Raw genomic sequence first — 19,055 nt, 5'->3', positions numbered from 1 at the left:
AACGTAGGAGCGAGCGCCAGCTCGCGATGCGCCGCGCGGGCGGCGCTCGATCTCACAGGCGCTGCACAACTCAAGGCATGCACCTGACGCCCAGATGCCCCACCCCTTCACCCCACAAACCGGGCCTGCCGCTGCCGTACTTCCTCGCGCACCGCCGGAATCACCCAGCGCCCGTAATCCACCGTGTCATACAGCGGGTCATAACCCCGGTTGAGAAAGGTGGTCACGCCAAGGTCGACATAATCGAGCAACGCCTGGGCGACGGTCTCCGGCGTGCCCACCAACGCGGTGGTATCGCCATAGGCGCCCACCGCAGTCGCCGTCGGCATCCACAACGCGCGGTCATGCCGGTCGGCGCGGGCGGCGGCAGCCAGCAGGCGTTCGGAGCCGGTGCCCTTGATTCGCTTCTGCCAAGGGCTGTCCGCCGCAAACTGCGGGTTGGCCTTTATCTGCGCGAGGATCTGTTCGGCCCGCTGCCAGGCCTGTTCCTCGGTGGCACCCAAAATCAGCCGCACCGACAAACTGACCCTCGGCGTAGCCACGCCTGCGGCGTTCGCGGCAGCCCTGAGCTTGCCGATCTGCTCGGCCACGCCGCTCAGCGGCTCACCCCACAGGGCGTACAGGTCCGCATGCTTGACGGCAATCTGGTAGGCGATGTCGGACGAACCTCCGAAGGAAATCGGGATATGCGGCTGTTGCAGCGGCTTCACCGGTGAAAAGGCACCCTTGATGTTGAAGTAGCGGCCTTCGAAGTCGAACGGTTCTTCTGCGGTCCAGGTGCGACGGACAATCTCCAGGTATTCGTCGGTACGCCGGTAGCGCTCGGTCTTGTCCAGCAGGGTGTCCCCCTCTTGCGGCTCGGCGGTGATACCGGTGATGGCATGCAGGCGGATGCGCCCACCGCCGGTGGTGTGGTCGAGGGTGGCGAATGCCCGTGCAGCCACGGTCGGCGCGGTCAGGGCCGGGCGGTGGGCAATCATGAAACCAAGGCCTTCGGTGTGCGCGGCAGCATACGCGGCTATCTGCAGGCTGTCGGCGCTGCCCGGGCCGCTGGCGATCAGTACCCGGTCGAAGCCAGCATGTTCATGGGCGCGGGCGTGGTGCCGGATGAACGGCAGGTCGAAGTCGGGTGTGCGTACGCCACGGGTCTCGGACCACTGGCGGGGGAAGATCATGCCGACAAATTCAATGGACATGGTGCAAGCCTTTCAGGTTTAGGGTGATCAGAACTGGTAATCGACCTGGGCCAGCAGCGTGCGGCCCGGCATCGGTTGCAGGAAGGTATTGGTGGAACCGGCCAGGCCACTGACGAAATTCAGCTCGTCGGTGACGTTAAGCATGCGCACCGTCACGCCCCATTGTGGCTGGCGGTAGTACACGGCAAGGTCGAGGTTGTATTCGTCCGGCACTTTCACCGTCTTGCTCAGGTTCAGGTACCAGCTGCTGGTCCACCAGCCGGAAAGCTCGACGCCAAAGCCTGAGTCGAAGCGGTAGTCGACATACCCGCCGGCGTTGTATTCGGGGACCTGCACGGCATCGAACTTGCCGGACGGGCGCTGGTTGAGGCTGTTGTTGTCGCCGAACACGGTGCCGTTGTCGGGGATGAACCCGGCCGAGGCGAACCCGGCCTGGCTGGTGAACTCGTTGTAGGCGCTGATTCGGCTGAGGTTGAGGCCGCTGCGCAAGTTCTGGTCCTGGTAGCGCAGGGTGGCCTCCCAGCCTTTTACGATCAGCCGGGCGATGTTGTTGTTGCTATCTGGCGACTGGTCGCGGGCCTGCTTGTAGGCGGCCAGGGTGAGGAAAAGCTGGTCGGGCACAGCCTCCACTTTCAAACCCACCTCATGCAACACGCTCAAACTCTCGAAGGCCAGTGGGTTTAGCTGGTTGGCCCCCGTGCCGCTGCCCCAACCCAGGCCGTTGGTGAAGAAGCCGGTATTCACTGCCAGCGAGCGGTCGAAGGTGTAGTACAGCGTGCTGTTTTCCGTGGGTTTGAAATAGGGGCTGACCTGCACCGAGAACAGCCGATAATGGTCCGAGTCCTTGCGCGGATTCCCGCCGGGCAGCACGAAGGGGTTTTCGATACGGGCGTCGATCCAGCTGCGGCTGGCACCCACGTTAAGGCCCACGCGTTCGCCCAGGCGCAGGTTGTGCTGGCTGAACAGGGTCTTGGTGGTCCAGGTGCTGTCGGCGGTGTAGGGCGCCACCGATTCGGCATACAGGCCATGCCCGGCCGGGTACATGGCGGGCAGGTTGAGCCAGCCGTAGTAGTTGGAAAATTGCGGCACGCCGGGTTGGCCGATCCAGGCAGCGTTGCCACCGGCGGGGTTGCGGCCGCCCAGGCCGAGCAAGTCGCCGGGATTTTTCAAGGTGGGGTCGAGGGTCAGGTCATAGGCGTTGATGGTGCTGCCGAAGTTGTTGTTGGCGGCGATCGACCGGTTGCGCTCGCGGCGGTAGATCAGCCCGGAGTTGCTGTCGTCGACCAGGGTCAGGTCGCCCAGCTGAAACTGGCCACGGGCGCGGAACTCGAAACGATTGTCGAAGATGTCGTCCTTGCCCTGCACCTGGAACGCCCCGACGGCATCGGTGGTGTCGGTGGAGTGCTGGTAGAAGGTGCTGTTGGCCAAGGTGATCGACGGGGTCAGGTCGCCTTCGACGCGCAGCTGTGTGGTAACGCGCCGCGAGCGGTTTTCGTCTTGCGCACGCTGTCCGGTTTGTGATGACAAAGAGTTTAGGCCGTTGCCTGCCAGCGACGGGTCGTAGACCCAGCCACGCAGGCTGCCGGGGTTGGCCTGGGTGTTGGGCGACGCACCCTGGAAGCTGCCGTTGACAACCTGGTACTGGCCCTGGGCATTGCGCTGGCGCTGCACCCAGCCGAGCCCCTGGGCATCTGCAGCGCCGGAGGACAGCACTGGCGACCACAGGGTATTGCCGTTCTGGATGATGGGTGTAGCGCGGCCGGCGGAGTACTTGCCATGGTCGACCAGGTCCTGGGTGGCGCGGTTCCAGCCGTGGGTGATGTTGTAGTCGTAGTAGTCGTCATAGGCGGCATTCCAGTCCACCCGCAGGTTGTCGTTGCGCCAGGCGAGGGCACCGTAGAACGCGTCGAAGTTGTTCTCGACGTTGTCGTAGAAGTCTTCCTGGCGCTGGCGAGTGATGCTCACCCGGTAAGCCAGGTTGTCAGTCAGCGGGCCGGTGTTGTCGATGCTGAACTTGGTGGCATCGCGTGATTCGCCATCGGGGATCCAGCTGCCGATCTCGCCGCTGAGCTTGGTGCGGAAACGGCTGAAGTCGGGCTTCTTGCTCAGGTAGTTGACGTAGCCGCCACTGCCGCTGACCGAACCGTACGTCACCGACGACGGCCCGGCGACGATGTCGGCGCCTTCGTAGGCATTGAAGTTGGCCGGGTGGCGCACCCCGTAGGCGCGCTGGCCATCCTGGAACACCTCGGTGTTCTGCCCGCGCATCTGCGGGGCGATGCCGGCGTTCTGGCCGCCGCCGCGGGTGATGCCGGGGGCGTACTTGACCAGGTCGTCGGAACTGCGGATCGGGTCGTTGGCCAGTTGCTCGGCATTGATCTGGGTGACCGAGCGTGGGGTGTCCAGCACCTTGGCTTCCAGGCCGCCGTAGATCGAGGCTGGCGGGCGGGAGGGCAGGGCGTCGTCATCGGCCTGTTCGGCCTGTACGGTGACGGTTTGCAGCTGGGTATCTTCGGCGTGGGCCAGCGGCAGGCTGCCGGCCAGAATGGCCAGCGCCAGGGCGCTGGGCTGGAATTTGGGGTGCAGCAAGGTCACGCGGAGCATTGGCTGGGCCTCGTTCAAGAGTAGGAATGTGGGAGAAACGAGGGCGCAGCCGCGCCTGCGGTTATGGGTTGCGGGGATGTACTACACGGTCTCTGTGGGAGCGGGTTCACCCGCGAACACCGGCGCAGCCGGTGCCATACACCGCGTTGGATTCTTCGCGGCGGTTCGACGTCTCGATAAACCCGCTCCCACAGGGGGAGGGTGTATGGCGCTGGAGGTCAGGTTTTCAGCCACAGGCTCTCGAACCGCCAGGTACTGAACAGCGACTGCTCCGCCTGCGCGCCACCCACGCGGGTGCTGACGCTGTCGAGCAGGTCGGCATACCCCCAGATCAGCATGCCGCCGCGCTCGTACTGAATGCGCTGCGCCCTGTGCACCAGCGCCTTACGCTTTTCCAAGTCTGGCTGGGCCATGGCGGCGAGGAAGGCCTCGCTGAATTCGGGGTCGTGGAAGTGGGTCTTGTTGGCCACCGCGAACGGCGCGTCGGTATGGATGGCACTGGCCAGGTACGGCGCACCGAGGCTGCCGCCGGTGCTCAAGGTCCAGTCGTCGCGTTGCGGGCCCTGAAAGGTGGCCAGGTCGACCTGGCGCACGTTGACGGTCACGCCGATGCGCCGGGCCTGTTCGGCCAGCACCAGGGCTGAAGCCAACCCCGGCCCGGGTGTGGTCACCAGTTCCACCTGCAACTGTTCATGGCCTGCTTCGCGCAGCAACTGCGCTGCGCGCTGTGGGTCGTGGGGGCGCGGGCCGATGCTGTGGTCGAAGGTGGGGTCGAACGGTGCATACAGGTCGTTGGCCACCCGGCCCTGGCCATTCAGCGCACGACGCACCAGTTCCTCGCGGTCGGCCAGCAGGCGGAATGCCTCCCTGACCCGGGGGTCGTTGAATGGCGCCTTGGCAGTGTTCATGTCGAAGGACAACCAGTTGCCACTCACCGACTTCAGCAGCCGCAACCGTGGGTCAGCCTGGAGTACATGCAGGTGTTCGGTGGACATCACGTTGGCCATGTCAATCTGCCCGGCACGCAATGCCGCCAGGCGGCCTGTCTGGTCCTTGAAATCGATGATCTCCAGCTCATCGGCATAGGGCTTGCCAGGTTTGTAGTAATTGTCGAAACGGGTGAAAAGTGACCGCTGGCCTGGGGTGAAGCTTTTCAGTTTGTACGGCCCGGCACCGACCGGGTTGGTGACCGGGTGGTAATCCACCGGCACGATGCCGCCGAAATTGACCCAGGTTTCCGGCAGCGGCAGGTAGCTGCGCCCTTCGCGAAAGCCCAGGCGCAACGTGCGGTCGTCCAGCTTGACCAGGTTGTCGCGGTCTACCCAGTGCAGCAGCGCCGCGTAGGGCGAGGCCAGCTGCGGGTCGGTGAGGCGGCGGATGGAGAAGATCAGGTCATCGGCGTCGATGGTCTTGCCGTGGTGGAACTCCAACCCAGGCTTCAGGCGCAGCGTCCAGCCGCTGGCATCGGGGTTGGGCTCGGCGAACTCGGCCAGGGCCAGGCGCGGCTGCATCTGCTCGTCCCATTCCCACAGCTTGCTGTACAACGCAAAGCCACGCACGATGCCGCTGCCTATGGGCTTGTGGGCGTCGAGGTTGCCGCTCTGGTTGCCGTCGATGATGCCCAGGCGCAGGCGCCCGCCATGGCGAGGCTGTTCGGTGGCGGCATGGGTCGGGCTCTCGGCGGGGCCGCAGCCGGCCAGCAGCCCCCCAGCCAGCACACCGGCGTGGCCAAGAAAGCCGCGCCGACTCAATGGGTAACCGTCCCTGGCCATGGCGTCAGGCTCCGTTGCTGGCGTGCAGTTGCACGGGTTCGGCTGCCGGGCGGGCAAGGGCTGCGCGCTGCGCACGGAAGTGCGGCAGAATGTGCTCGCCGATGCGATAGGCTTCTTCCAGGTGCGGGTAACCGGCGAGGAAGAACAGGTCGACACCGATGCCGTGGTACTCGCGGATGCGTGCCACCACGTTGGCGTAGCTGCCCACCAGCGCACAGCCAGGTGGGACGCCGATGTAGCCGAAACCGGTCCACACATTGGGGTGGATGAAGAAGTCGCCGAACGCCTGCCGCCCGTCCTGGTCGCTATAGTCGTGCTCGTAGCTCAGCTTGCGCGCCGTGCGCAGGCCGGCGTGGGCGGCGCGGGCCTTGACCGTGCCCTTGGCCACGCCTTCGTCGAAGAAGCGCTTGGCCTCGGCCAGTGCGGCTTGTTCGGTCTCGCGGGCGATCACGTCGATGGACAGGCCAAAGCGGATGTCGGTGCGGCCCCACTTCAGCGCGCGGGCGCGGATGTCGGCGATCAGTGCGGCGATCTCGTCCGGGTGCTCTGCACGCATCAGGTAGAAGTCCGCGTGCTTGGCGGCGAACTCGCGCGCTGCCACCGACGAACCGGCGGTGCAGATCAGTGGCAGTTCGGCCTTTTTCAGTGGGCCGCGCAGGCCACCGCCTTCGGCGCGGTAGTAGGTGCCTTCGTAGTGGAACTGCTCGTTGTGCCAATAGCCGCGCACCACGTCCATGAACTCGGTGGCGCGGGCGTAGCGTTGGTCATGGTCTTCGAAGTCGCCGACCTGGCGCTGGATGGCATCCGAGCCGCCGTTGATGATGTTCCACACCAGGCGGTTGCCGGTGGCGCGCTGGTAGGTGGCGGCCTGCTGCACGGCCACCCACGGGGTGTAGTGATAGGGCTGGAACGCGGTGACAAATTTCAGCGTGCGGGTTTCCCGGGCCAGCAGCGAGCACACCGTCCACGGCTCTTCGCCGGTGTGGGCGTTGACCATCAACGCGCCGCCGAAGCCGTTGATTTCAGCGGCGCGGGCGATTTGACCGAGGTAGTCGATATAGGTGAAGTGATCACCCACGGCAAACCCCGACACCGCACCGGTGCTGGGCCCGCCTGCATGCCAGTCGCCGCGGTTGCGCGGGTCGCCGGGGAGGTACTGGGTTTCGCCATGCAGGGGCAGGCGGGTGAAGAATTCGATGCTCATGGGCTGGCCTCCTTACTGAACGCTTGGGCTGCAATTGGGGGTGACCGGCTGGCCGCTGATGACCTGGCGGGCGAAGGGAATCGAGTCCTTCAGCGAGGCATTTACCGTTTCGCTGTGGCCCAGACCCTTGTACAAGTGGCCCTGCACCACCGAGCCGGCCTTGCAGGCATCCTGCATCAGCGCCACCTGGGTGGCGGCGGCGGGGGTCTTGTCCTCGGCGCCGGTGCCGATGAAGATCGGCTGGGCCAGTTTCAAGGTCGGGTACGACACCTGCGCCAGCCATGGCTTGAGCTGGTCGCCCTGGTAGTCTTTCTTGGCGTTGGCCGGGGTCAGGCCCGTGCCGACCACGTCGCTGACCAGTGCCGACAGGCAGCTGGTGCGCGCCTGTTCGAACAGCGGCAGGGCCTTGTCGGTGTAGAAGTCGCGCGGGTCGATGCTCGGGTCGTATTGCTGCGCAGCCAGCAGGGTGTAGAAGCCGTAGGCCAGGGCCGGGTCGACCTTGTCCTGGTCCTGTTCACCGACATTCTTCGCGCCCACGGTGTAGATCACCCCCGTGCCGATGCTGCCCTTGACGCCCAGCTTGGGCGCATAGGTCGCCGCGTAGGCACCGGCGGCAAAGGCCCCGGCGCCGCCTTGCGACTGGCCAATGATCAGCACCTTGTCGGCCAGCCCCGGCACGCCGGCGACCACGGCCTTGGCGGCATCGAGTATGCCGTAGGCGGCCATGCGGTTATTCAGCAGCGGGTGGCCGCCCGGCACACCGAGGCCCTGGTAGTCGGTGGCGACAATGGCGTAGCCCTCTTCGAGCCAGCGGTTGAGGTATTGCACGTCGCGGTAGCTACGGCCAGCCCAGGACGGCGCGCAGATATCTGCAACGCCGACGGTGCCATGGCCCCAACTGGCAACCGGCCAGCCGCCTGCCGGCGCGTTGCCTTTAGGGATGAACAGTGCGCCGGACACCACGACGGGGGTCTTGCCGTCGATGCCATCCAGGGAGGTGTACAGAATGCGTTGAGCGCTGGCCGCATTGGGCAGGCTGAGCGCCTGGTCCAGTGGTTCGCTGCGTAGCAGTTTCCCGGGCGTGGCGGGGATGGCCTTGCTCCAGGTGTAGAAGGCCGAGACACGGCCATCGCCCTGTTGCGGGTCGGGTTTGGGCGCGTAAGTTTCGGCGGCCATGGCACCGATGGACAGGGCCACGGCGCTGAGGCCGAAGACGAGCGAAGCAGGCAGTTTCATGGGGACGGCTCTCAAGGTTGTTGGCTGATCTGGGCGTCGAGGGACGGCCAGTAGTGGGTCAGTTGCAGGTCGATCAGCGCCTGGCGGGTAAAGCCCGTGGCCAGGTCGTGGGTAATGTCGTAGGGGGTGCGGATCAGCCGGTTGGCCAAGGCATACTGGCCCAAGGCGTCGTAGTGGGCCTTGAGCTGGGCATCGCTTTTTGGCGCCCAGCGCGCTTTCCACGCGACCGGGTCGTCTTGGTCGTCACGGCGCAGCACGCTTTCGCTGACACCGGCGCGGGATGACAGCGCGTAGTAGCCATCGCGATTCTGCTCTTGGGAAATCCACCAGGCCGCGCGCACCCAAGCAGTGGCCACCAGTTGTGTCAGGTCGGCGTGCTGTTGCACGAAGCGGTCAGTGCCCCACAGGTCAGAAACCAGCCGCCAGTCGTTGGCGCCTTGCTTGGTCGACCAGAGGATGCGCGCTACGCCTTTGTCTTCCAGGGCATAGGCTTCGTTGAGCAGCACGGCGGCGTCGACTTTGCCGGCGGACACTGCAGCGGCGCCCACTTGCGGGTTGAGGTTGGCAATCTTGAAGTCACTGAGTGCCAGGCCCTGGCTTTGCAGGAAGTTGCTGAAGGCAAACTCCCATGGGCGGCCGCGGTGCAAGGCCAGGCGCCTGCCCTTGAGGTCCTGGATGCTGCGCACCGTCGAGTCGCTCGGCACCACCAGGTAGATGTTGTTGCCGCTGCCACCCGGCACCACCAGCTTGCCCGGTACCTGGCCGGCACCGGCGATCACTGAGGGCAGATCGCCACGTACGGCAAAGTCCAGGCTGTCGTTACTGAAACCTTCGTTGATCTGCGGCCCCGCGCCCGCATGGGGCAGCGCGGTCCACTGCAGTTTCACGCCGCGAGCCGTCAGTTGCTCTTCCAGCCAGCCCTCTTCGATCACGCGGCCGGCGATACCACCGAACACCGGTGCTCCCCCTTGGGTGAATGCAACAATGGCAATGCGCACGGCTGCCGGTGGCTGTGCCGCTGCGGCACCCAGGCTGATGATCAGGCCGAACAGCAGGGTGAGGGCGTGGCGCCAGGGATTGTTCATGGTCGACTCCAGATGGGTATGACGGCCCTGGAGCGAAATACATGCCAGCTAGAACAATAACGGTGTAGGCCGCGTAGAACGGGGCCTGAGCGCTCCTGCTCGCGCAGCGGCGAGCTGTTTGCGTTGCTGATAGGCGTGCAGGGAAGTGTTGGTAGGCTGCTGCTGGAGAAGCAGTAATCGTCCGGCAAGACGTATATTTCTAATCCATATATGTAAATATTAATTAATAATTTTTTGATCTAATTTGTTTCATGCACTATGGGCCTGCGCGCCAACTGCCAGGAATGCCCCATGTCGCTAATTACTCACCCCAATGCCCGTGAACTGACCAAATCGGTGCGTGCCACTGTGCTCGTGTTCAAGGATCCACGGTCTCAGGAGCTGCTCAGCCGCATCGAGCGCCTGGCACCCAGCGAAGCCAACACGCTGATCATTGGTGAAACAGGTACCGGCAAAGAGCTGGTCGCCCGCCATATTCATCAACTTAGCCGGCGCGGGCGCGAGCCGTTTGTGGCAGTAAACTGCGGTGCATTTGCCGAAACACTGGTGGAAAGTGAACTGTTCGGGCATGAGAAAGGTGCGTTCACGGGTGCAACCGGAAACAAGGCAGGGTGGTTCGAGGCAGCCAATGGCGGCACGTTGTTCCTTGACGAGATTGGTGATCTGCCACTGAACATGCAGGTCAAGCTGCTGCGGGTACTTCAGGAGCGTGAAGTCGTGCGCCTAGGCTCGCGCACACCGATCCCGATCAATGTGCGATTAGTGGCAGCCACCAACGTCAACCTGGCTGACGCAGTGGTAGCGGGGCATTTCCGGGAGGACCTGTTCTACCGTTTGCACGTGGCAACCATACGGCTGCCGCCGTTGCGCGAGCGCCCGGGTGACATACTGCCTCTGGCGGAGTTTTTCATCGAAGAGCACTGCCGACGCCTGGGTTACGAGCGCGCATCGCTTAGCCAGGATACCGAACGCAAGTTGCTCGCGCACAGTTGGCCAGGCAATATCCGCGAGCTGGAGAATGCTATCCATCACGCATTGCTGGTATGCCGCTTCCAGGTGGTCGCCCCCGCCGACCTACACCTAGTCGACATGCGCCCGCAGGTGACGGCGCCGTCCGTTTCGGTATCTGTTACAAACGCAGGCTCGGCGCCGCCCAGTCTGGAAAGTGCGCTGCTGGCACTGTTCGAGCAGAACGTGCCTGACTTGTATGAACATATCGAAGAAACCGTATTCAGGGCAGCGTATCGCTATTGCCATGGCAACCAGTTACAGACAGGGCGGCTGCTGAGCATAAGCCGTAACATCGTGCGGGCACGGTTGGAGAAGATCGGCGAACTGGCCAAGGCGTAAGGGGGCGACGCAGCGCTGCTGACGGTATCGGCTCTCAATCAGCTGTTCTTCGTTAGATAACCGATGAACAAACGAAACAACTCGGCGTTGCCGGTAATACCCAAGCGCTGCCAGATGTTGTGCCGGTGAACCTTGACCGTACCTTCTGAAATCCGAAGTTCACGCGCAATGGACTGGCTGCTGTGCCCTTGAAGAATCAGCTTGGCCACCTGTCGCTGCGTATCGGTCAGTTGGCCCTGCAGAATGTCGACAAACGCGTCTTCCAGCTGGCTGTCTGACTCCTCCTGGTCGACCAGCGCGTCGGCATGGGCCAGGCGCAGGTGCTGGTTGAAGAGGGCATCGATAACCGGCGTTAGTGTCGACAGCCACTGTGCTTCACGGTTATCGAAAGGCCCTGTGTCCAGCCCCCGCATCAGCGAGTAAACCAGTGCCGTGCGTGGCCGTATCGGCACGATGAAACCCACTTCCTCGATGAGGCTGCCGTGGTGCGAGGACACGCACGGGTGAATGTCCTGAGAAATAGAAAAGCCGGACGCATGGAAGCTGTCGGGCGCCAGTTCGCTCATGCGCCAGAGGCCGGATGGGTGATTGTTGGTGCAGGCCACGTAGAACGGGTCCAGCAGATAACCCCCACGCAAGTAGGCCTTCAGCGTGCGCTCGGCAACGCGGTGATTGTAGCCATCGTGTATCAGCACTGCCGGCTGATTGAACCCAAACAGGTAGGCGCAGCTCATGTCGAAACCGATCACGCTGCCAAGTGCTGCGTCGAGCGCGGGGCCCAATGCATCGGTACCGATGCTGCGTATGACTGCGGCCAACTGGCTGGCGTTGTCACTGTTCATTTCTGTGGCTCAATGGTTTCAAGAAAACGCAAACGCCGCCTGGCGCTGCAAACCCAAGCGGCATTGAACGATGACCAGGCCTGTCAGCGCAACGCTGGGCTGGCCGGCATGGCCTCGGCCTTTAACGCCTGGCGCCCAAGCTCCACGGCTTTGGGTACTGCAAGCCAGTAGGCCAATACCATACCCAGAATGCCGCCGGCGAGTTTACCCACGATCAGCGGCCCGATGAGGGTGGGCTGGAAGTTGGCCGAGTAGGCCAGATGATCGCCGAAAGTGAATGCAGCACACACGGCAAACGCAATCACCAGTACTTTGTCTTTCGGCGGCATGTCGGCGACCAGGCGGAACATCGCCAGGATGTTGGCCGAAGCGGCCAGCATCCCGGCAGCCCCGACGGCAGACAAGCCGAGCCTGGATGCCAGCATCTCGATTGGCCGCGACAGGTAGCGTTTTATCAGGTACACCATCGGGAAAGCACCGCAGAGCATGATGCCTACATAGCCGGCAATCTCAAGCGCCCGGAACTGGTCGGCCTTGTCGGCAATGATTGGCGCAAACCCCCAGCTACCGAATACCGAGGTAAACACACCCGTGAAGTACTCCACGATCGAGGTCACCAGCACCAGCGTCACCGCCGCATACATCAACTGCCCAAGCTTCAGGAACAGGCTGATCATCAGGTTCGGCAAGTAGCGCAGTGCTGCGGCCAGCACCCCGCAGAACAGGATCAACGGTAAAAGGTTGCGCAACACGCTCAGTAGTGTGAAATGCAGAGCCTGGGTGGCGGCCCCGGTGGTGGCGATATCCGGGCGTACGCCCAGCCCCATGGCTTGCATGCCCATGGCGATGAACACAATACTGATCGGTATGCTGAGCAAGCCGGCCATGATGCCCAATGCCATGTACTTGTGGTCGGCCTTGTCGAGCATGGCCAGCCCCACCGGAATCACGAAGATCACCGTGGAGCCGCACTGGAAGCCGGTAATCAGGCCGAGGATCCAGCCCTCAGGGCTGTGCGACAGCGCCTGTGCAAGTTGATAGCCTCCCAGGTCCGATGCTATGAAGATCGGCCCCGAGATACCGGCGTCTGCACCCATCGCGAGAAACACCGGGCCGATGACCTGGCTGATGAAGCTGGAAATAAAGGGGATGGCGGCCATGATCCCGGCGACGGGAATGAAAATGGGGCCGATACTGTGCAAACCGGCGGTGAACTCCTTGCCCAACTCTGATTCCGCATTCACGATCGATGCTATTGCGCCAATCGCTGCACATACCATGATCACGTAGATGACGTAAGTGCCTATGTTTTCCATCTGCTGCCTCTCTCTTGTTGGAATTGGCTTGGGGCAGAATTGAAGGGTGCTGCACGTTATTCTTGTTCTGGCGCCTAGGGATTACATCGCGGTGTAGGCATTGTCGACGAACAGGTGCGAGCCGCTGACGAAGCTGGATTCATCGCTGGCCAGGAACAGCGCAGCATTTGCCACTTCGCTGGGCTCACACAGACGGCCCTGCATGCTCCTGATCGCTTCATCGGACGCGTCGACACCGTAGCCGCGCAGCAGGTCCAGTTCGCGGCGGCCATGGGCGGTGCCGATGAAGCCTGGGCAAATGGCGTTGCTGCGGATGTTCTGATCGCGGTACTCCACTGCCAGGGCGCGAGCGAACATGTGGCAGGCGCCTTTGGTCGTGCAATACAGCACCTCCATCGGTGTGCCCACCACCGCCGAGATAGACGACGTGCAGATCACGCTGCCACCGCCGGCGGCGAGCATCCCGGGTAACACAGCCTTGGTGACCAGGAACATGCTCTTGACGTTGATACTCATGAGCCTGTCCCAGTCAGCTTCACTGGTTTCCAGAAAGGGCCCGGCTGCAATGATGCCCGCGTGGTTCAGCAGCACGGTGATCGGGCCAAAGTGCGCTTGCCCTTGGGCTACCGCGCGATGTACCTGGTCGGCCTGGGATACGTCGGCGGCAACAAACAGCGCCTGGCCGCCTTGGGCATTGATTCGCGCTGCGACCGACTCACCCTGGCTGGTTGGCAAGTCCAGGATCACGACCTTGGCACCCTCTGCGGCGAAGCGTTCAGATACAGCCAGGCCGCAACCGCCCGCGCCGCCGGTGATGAGTGCTACTTTGCCTTTCAAACGGTCCATGGATAGGTGCCTCGCCTGTTGTGGTTGTAGTACCAAAACTAGAGGCGAGGGGCCGTGGGGTAAATATACCCAAGGGTATAGGGGCTACCTGACAACGTGCAGCCGTTATTCGCCGACCCGCGCAGCGACCATCCGGTCATTGAACTGCTTGAAGAACTCGGCATACCCGCCGTTGACCTCCGCAAACCGCAGCGGCTTCACGCGCTCGACCAGAATCTCCTCGGCATCAGGCGAACCCTGGAAAATGCCCATGACTTCGTCGATGAAATCCTTCAGTGGCATGGCATGGGGGTCGTTGGCCTGACGCTCGCCCATCAGTTCGGTCTGTACATAGGGCGGCGCCAATTCGTGAACTTTCACCGCCGTGTCCTTGAGCTGATAGCGCAGCGACTGGCTGTAGGAGTGCACTGCTGCCTTTGTCGCGCAATAGCTGGGGGTGAGTGCCAGTGGCATGAAGGCGAGGCCCGACGACACTGTCACGATGGCAGCATGGGGTAGGGTCAAGAAATGCGGCAACAGCAACCCATCGAGGCGGATCGGACCCACCAGGTTGGTGGCGACCGTAGCCTCGAGTTCTGTGGCGCCGTCGCGCAGGGATTCGCCACGCATGATGCCGGCACAATGGATCACTGCATTGAGTTGCGGGTAATCGATGATCAATTGCCTGGCGACCCGTTGTGTAGCCTCTGGGTCGCTGGTGTCCAATACCACGTAGTGCAAGCCAGGGTTAGCCTCGGCTACTTGCTTGAGCACCGCCTCGCGGCGCCCGGCGATGATGATTTCATTGCCCAGTGCCAGAAAGGCTTCGGCGAGCGCACGGCCAATACCGCTGCCGCCACCGGTGATGAGGATGGTATTGCCTGTGGTTTGCATTGCAGGTCTCCTTGGAAGTTCGGACGTAGTTACCCTGGGGTGGCAGCTTGCACTACGATAGGCGCTTTCGCGGGCATTGTGGAAACAGGCGCCCGAATTCGGATAATTGTAGTGTCAGGCCTGACCCGCACACCTTTTAGCTGAGCCCAAGGAAGAGCACATGAACACCCGCACCCCCGTCATCAGCATGCTGATCTTTCCGTTTGCCCCAGTCGTCGTGATTTTTATCGCGCTGCAGCTGTGCGAAGAGATCTGGTACGCAAGCTACTACATGCCTGGCGAAGATGGCGGTGAGGTCGAGCCGGCAGTGGCGCTTTTTATTATTCCAATGCTGTTGTCGGTGATATCACTGCTGCTGGGCGGGCTCACTGCATTGGGTCGGTGGGGAGTGCCTGGCTGGCTGACGGGGCTGGCGCGGGTGCCGCTGGCCATCATCGCCTTGCTGCTGTCGCTGGTAGCGACCTTGTTTTTCATGGGGCAGCCGCAAGCCATATTCATGCACTGGCAAGTGACGCTCACTTGGCTCGCTTGGCTTGGCAGTGCGGGTGTATTCCTGGTGCAGCAGTGGGATCGTTTGCGTAATGGAGGGTCCGTGTAGCTGGCGATGTAGCCCGGCACTGTGCCGCGCTGTTCAGCGGCATCCCGCACGCGCTAATCTGCGGATCCGAACCGGTCACGGTCACAAGAAGCCCTCATGAACGTTCAAATCGATATCCCCGCCGAGTTCGTCCAGTGCCTGGAGGGCCAGCGTGCTCATTTCGAGGCCAACCGCTTCCCCGACCACGCACAGCGCGTCGCCGACCTCAAATCACTGGTGCGCCTGGTTGCCGACAACCGTGAGCAACTGGTCGAAGCAGTCAACCGTGACTACGGCTGCCGGTCGCGCTTTGAAACGCTGTTCGCCGAGATCGCCGTGACCCTTGACGGTCTGCGATCGGCGATCAAACAACTGAAGAAGTGGATGAAGCCGCAAAAGCGTCACACCGACCCGCTGCAGTTGCCATTGGCCAGGGCACGCCTTATTCCGCAACCGATCGGTGTGGTTGGCATAGTAGTGCCGTGGAACTTCCCGATCGCCATGGCCATGCACCCATTGACGTGCATCTTCGCGGCCGGCAATTCGGCCATGGTTAAGATGTCAGAAAACTCCAACCACCTGGCCCAGTTGCTGCGCCAGCTGACCCCACGCTATTTCCCACACGGCAAGTTAGCGTTCTTCGCGGACGGCGGTGGCTGTGGTCCCGCATTCACTGCGCTGCCGTTCGACCACATCTTCTTTACCGGCTCGTCGGCCACTGGCAGCGCGGTCATGGCCAATGCTGCACGCAACCTGACCCGGGTAACGCTAGAGCTGGGCGGCAAGTCGCCAGCGGTCGTTGCGCCGGACTTCGCCATTGAAACCGCCGCACAGCGTATTCTCTGGGCCAAGATGTTCAACGCCGGGCAGGTGTGCACCAGCGTCGATTATCTGTTCGTTCCAGAAGGCCAGGTTCAGGCCTTTATCACCGCGGCCAAGGCTTACGTGGCCCGGCATTACCCTGATATCAACAACGGGGATTACACGGCGATCATCGACCAGCGCGCCTATGACCGCCTGCAGGCCTCACTGACCGACGCCCAGGACAAAGGCGCGCGCATCGTGCCCTTGTTGGAAAACCAGAAACCGGATGCCACTCGGCGCATCATGGCGCCGCATATCGTGCTCAACCCGAGCGAATCCATGGACGTGATGCAGCGCGAAATCTTCGGGCCAATACTGCCGATCAAAACCTACAAAACCCGCGAGGAAGTGGTGGCCTACATCAATAGCCATCCGCGGCCGCTAGCCTTTTACGCTTATACCCGCGATCGCGATCTGGCCGACTGGTACATCTACAACACCTTGTCCGGCGGCGTAACGATTAACGACAGCCTGCTGCATGTGGGTGTGCACAGCCTTCCGTTCGGCGGTATTGGGAACAGCGGAATGGGCCATTATCACGACTACGAAGGCTTCCTGGCGTTCTCCAAGCTACGCCCAGTGCTGTACCAAGGCCCGATACGCGGTATCGACATGTTGTTGCCACCTTACGGGAAATTGGCCGATCGAGTGGTTAACCTGTTGATCAGGATGAAAAGCGGATGAGGGTTTGATGGAGGAGGGCGCTGCACCTGCAATTAAAGCAATTATTTCGGATGACCCTATTCGGCGGAGGGTGCTCGAAGCTTAGATACTTAGGGAAACTCCGAACAAGTTGCTCATCAGCCTGAAGTGGGCGGTTGAGGGATGCCGAAAAGCCCGATTTTCAGCCGCTGATTGTTGGATAACCAAGGCAAAGCCTTGGTTTTCTGCCCTCACGGGTGCACCTCTCCCGCAGCAGGCAATAATTGCCGGCGCACCATCCACAGATTCGACAGGGCAAACAGCGTGGTCAGTTGCGCCGTGTTCTTGGCCAAGCCACGGAGGCGTGTTTTCACATAGCCGAACTGACGCTTAATCACACGAAATGGATGTTCGACTTTCGCTCGCGTCTGCGCTTTGACCTTCTCGATCTTGCGTCTGGCTTTGTAGAGCACGCTGCGTTTGCTCAACTGCTTGTAGGTACTGAGGCGGGCTGCGACCTGCCAGATCACCGGCCGCCCTTCATGCTCCGGTCGCTTCTCTACGCCGGTATAACCCGCATCGGCACAGATAACATTTTCGTCGCCATGCAGCAGGTGAGCGACCTCCGTTACATCACCCACATTCGCCGCTGTGCCGTGGACGTGGTGCACCAGGCCCGATTCAGCATCGGCACCGATATGCGCCTTCATGCCAAAGAAGTACTGGTTGCCTTTCTTCGTCTGATGCATCTCGGGATCGCGCTTGCCGTCCCTTTTCTTGGTCGAACTGGGCGCGTGAATGATGGTGGCATCGACAATGGTGCCCTGGCGCAACGACAGGCCCTTGTCTCGCAGGTAATGGTTGATGGTTTCCAGAATGCCCGCCGCCAGTTGGTGCTTCTCCAGCAGGTGCCGGAAATTCATGATGGTCGTGTCTTCGGGGATCGGAGCGCTGAGCGTCAGCCGAGCAAACTGGCGCATCGAAGTGGTCTCGTACAGCGCCTCTTCCATGGCTGGGTCGCTCAACGAGAACCAGTTCTGCAGCAGGTGAATGCGCAGCATGGTTTCCAGGGGATAGGGCTTGGGACCACCGCCGGCCTTTGGGTAGTGCGGCTCAATTAACGCCACCAAACCGCTCCACGGAACCACCTGGTCCATCTCGGCCAGGAAACGCTCGCGGCGGGTTTGCTTGCGCTTACCGGCGTACTCGAAATCGGAAAAGCTCATCTGACTCATGGGATGACGGGCTTGTAGAGGACAGTTGGACGGAGGGCTATTTCAGCACAGGTCAGGAGGCCTGTGCTGACTTGATCGGAGAATCCCTAGGTTTGCCGGGGTAACGCTGTCAGAGATTGCGCTTGAGGGATGGGGCGGTTCAGCTCTATGGCATCTGGGGCGAGAGGCAACGTCATATGGAAGCTGTCCTCTGGGGTTGACGCTCACTTCTGCTTTTGGTGGCAGTACTCAACATTGCGCGTTTGTTGGAGGTGATTTCACTGGGCTATCATTCCGCGTCGCTTGCCCGCTAGGCGCGTCAAGCTGTCAACCATGGACTTAGGGTGAGAATAAATTGAGTTCAGCAGAGCCAGATATTTTGTTGGCAAGGGCACAACACGCCGTTGAGATAAAACGGCGAGCACGAATTGTAAAGATGATCGTTCCGGGGTTTGTGGGCGTGCTGTTATTTATCGCTCTCTCAGTTTTTGACGAGGCAATATATAAGTATAGCCTGAATATACCCTTCGGTCTGATATCTATCATCTTGATCGGAGTGTCAGCAGGTTTCGTCGTGAATACCTATCTGCAAACAGGATTTACTCTTGCTAAAGAAATTGAGCTTGAGGCTGAGCTAGTAAAATTAAGGCCGATGACGTTTAAAAGTTTAGTGAAAAGGGCTGCTAGCGAGAATCCAGACTCTGCTCCGAATCTTACTCTCCAAGAGCTTTCCGAGCTTCGGGCGGAAGTCGGAGCCCTTAAGTCCTCGATCAATGCTCAGGTCGCAATGGAGAGTGACGAGGCTACTCGGGAGTTTAAGCGAAGGTTTATTGAAGACTCTGCAGGCGAAGTCGCACAAAAAGCTCATGATATAATTGCTTCGAAAGTGGATAGGCGTGTTAGGTCTAGCCTAATTCTTCAGAATTTTGAAGAGTGTCGGCGTCGATTGCTGGAGGAGATAGAAAATCTAAATAGGCGAGGAAATATTAATTTGGCACTAGGCGCCGGCACTTCGGTTGCGGGCATTCTACTGCTGGGTGTAACGCTAGTATACGAAGTGTCTGAGAGCAAAGACTTATTTGGTCTGCTTTTTCACTACTTGCCAAGACTGTCTTTAATAATATTAATTGAGGTGTTTGCATACTTCTTCTTGCGCCTTTACAAGTCGGGCCTTGCTGAAATCAAATATTTTCAGAATGAGCTTACGAATGTGGAGGCCAAACAGATAGCACTTAATGTGGCTAGAGAAGCGGGCGATAGCGCTCTGATAGGGGTCGTTACAACTAAACTTGCTGGTACTGAACGTAATCACATCCTCAGTAAGGATCAGACCACTGTCGAGCTTGAAAAGGCTAGGCTAGAAAGTGAGTCAAAGGTAGCGTTCGGTAAGTTTGTTAGCGATTTCTTTCAGAAGGTCAGACCTTCGGCATGATT

The 19,055-nt window shown here is 61.2% G+C and carries 15 protein-coding genes; 4 read left to right on the top strand and 11 right to left on the bottom strand.

The window, feature by feature from the left end; genetic code table 11:
• Window positions 1–107 precede the first annotated feature (107 nt).
• The 6 genes from IAE36_RS11835 to IAE36_RS11810 all read right to left on the bottom strand — a co-directional run bounded on the left by IAE36_RS11835 (window position 108) and on the right by IAE36_RS11810 (window position 9,097).
• Window positions 108–1,196, bottom strand: a complete 1,089-nt coding sequence (locus tag IAE36_RS11835; protein ID WP_201212564.1) for an LLM class flavin-dependent oxidoreductase — start codon at window positions 1,194–1,196, stop codon at window positions 108–110.
• 27 nt (window positions 1,197–1,223) lie between these two features.
• Window positions 1,224–3,800 (bottom strand): TonB-dependent receptor, encoded by a 2,577-nt coding sequence (locus IAE36_RS11830; RefSeq protein ID WP_201212562.1) that lies wholly within the window; start codon window positions 3,798–3,800, stop codon window positions 1,224–1,226.
• 218 nt (window positions 3,801–4,018) lie between these two features.
• Window positions 4,019–5,572 (bottom strand): ABC transporter substrate-binding protein, encoded by a 1,554-nt coding sequence (locus IAE36_RS11825; RefSeq protein WP_201212560.1) that lies wholly within the window; start codon window positions 5,570–5,572, stop codon window positions 4,019–4,021.
• A gap of 4 nt (window positions 5,573–5,576) precedes the next feature.
• Window positions 5,577–6,776: an LLM class flavin-dependent oxidoreductase gene (locus tag IAE36_RS11820; RefSeq protein ID WP_201212558.1), complete on the bottom strand. Its 1,200-nt coding sequence runs from the start codon at window positions 6,774–6,776 to the stop codon at window positions 5,577–5,579.
• 12 nt (window positions 6,777–6,788) lie between these two features.
• The gene (locus tag IAE36_RS11815; protein ID WP_201212556.1) at window positions 6,789–8,012 is read right to left on the bottom strand and encodes a lipase family protein; all 1,224 of its coding nucleotides are present in this window, start codon (window positions 8,010–8,012) and stop codon (window positions 6,789–6,791) included.
• 11 nt (window positions 8,013–8,023) lie between these two features.
• On the bottom strand, window positions 8,024–9,097 hold the full coding sequence (locus IAE36_RS11810) for an ABC transporter substrate-binding protein (RefSeq protein ID WP_201212554.1): 1,074 nt from the start codon (window positions 9,095–9,097) through the stop codon (window positions 8,024–8,026).
• A gap of 291 nt (window positions 9,098–9,388) precedes the next feature.
• Here IAE36_RS11810 and IAE36_RS11805 point away from each other — a divergent pair, with 291 nt between their 5' ends.
• On the top strand, window positions 9,389–10,447 hold the full coding sequence (locus IAE36_RS11805) for a sigma-54 interaction domain-containing protein (RefSeq protein WP_201212552.1): 1,059 nt from the start codon (window positions 9,389–9,391) through the stop codon (window positions 10,445–10,447).
• 38 nt (window positions 10,448–10,485) lie between these two features.
• On the opposite strand, the gene IAE36_RS11800 is transcribed toward IAE36_RS11805, so the two are convergent.
• From IAE36_RS11800 to IAE36_RS11785, 4 genes are all read right to left on the bottom strand, one after another.
• A complete protein-coding gene (locus tag IAE36_RS11800; protein ID WP_201212550.1) occupies window positions 10,486–11,289 on the bottom strand; it encodes a LuxR C-terminal-related transcriptional regulator in 804 nt (267 codons plus the stop codon).
• Window positions 11,290–11,372: 83 nt separating this feature from the next.
• Entirely contained in the window at window positions 11,373–12,605 is a 1,233-nt protein-coding gene (gene eutH, locus IAE36_RS11795; protein WP_201212548.1) for an ethanolamine utilization protein EutH, read from the bottom strand.
• An 81-nt stretch (window positions 12,606–12,686) separates the two neighbouring features.
• On the bottom strand, window positions 12,687–13,451 hold the full coding sequence (locus tag IAE36_RS11790; RefSeq protein ID WP_201212546.1) for an SDR family NAD(P)-dependent oxidoreductase: 765 nt from the start codon (window positions 13,449–13,451) through the stop codon (window positions 12,687–12,689).
• Window positions 13,452–13,556: 105 nt separating this feature from the next.
• Complete coding sequence (locus tag IAE36_RS11785; RefSeq protein WP_201212544.1) at window positions 13,557–14,324, bottom strand: SDR family oxidoreductase; 768 nt, start codon at window positions 14,322–14,324, stop codon at window positions 13,557–13,559.
• 160 nt (window positions 14,325–14,484) lie between these two features.
• On the opposite strand from IAE36_RS11785, the gene IAE36_RS11780 reads away from it, so the two are divergent.
• Window positions 14,485–14,922 (top strand): hypothetical protein, encoded by a 438-nt coding sequence (locus IAE36_RS11780; RefSeq protein WP_201212542.1) that lies wholly within the window; start codon window positions 14,485–14,487, stop codon window positions 14,920–14,922.
• A gap of 96 nt (window positions 14,923–15,018) precedes the next feature.
• Entirely contained in the window at window positions 15,019–16,449 is a 1,431-nt protein-coding gene (locus IAE36_RS11775; RefSeq protein ID WP_201212540.1) for a coniferyl aldehyde dehydrogenase, read from the top strand.
• A 209-nt stretch (window positions 16,450–16,658) separates the two neighbouring features.
• Here the strand turns inward: IAE36_RS11775 and IAE36_RS11770 are convergent, their stop codons facing one another.
• Window positions 16,659–17,642: an IS5 family transposase gene (locus IAE36_RS11770; RefSeq protein WP_201212539.1), complete on the bottom strand. Its 984-nt coding sequence runs from the start codon at window positions 17,640–17,642 to the stop codon at window positions 16,659–16,661.
• A gap of 334 nt (window positions 17,643–17,976) precedes the next feature.
• Here IAE36_RS11770 and IAE36_RS11765 point away from each other — a divergent pair, with 334 nt between their 5' ends.
• The gene (locus IAE36_RS11765) at window positions 17,977–19,053 is read left to right on the top strand and encodes a hypothetical protein (RefSeq protein WP_201212537.1); all 1,077 of its coding nucleotides are present in this window, start codon (window positions 17,977–17,979) and stop codon (window positions 19,051–19,053) included.
• The last annotated feature ends 2 nt before the right edge of the window (window positions 19,054–19,055 follow it).

This window comes from Pseudomonas sp. S36, assembly GCF_016647875.1.
GTDB classification, from domain to species: domain Bacteria; phylum Pseudomonadota; class Gammaproteobacteria; order Pseudomonadales; family Pseudomonadaceae; genus Aquipseudomonas; species Aquipseudomonas parafulva.
This window is presented reverse-complemented; position numbering and strand designations above follow the sequence as displayed.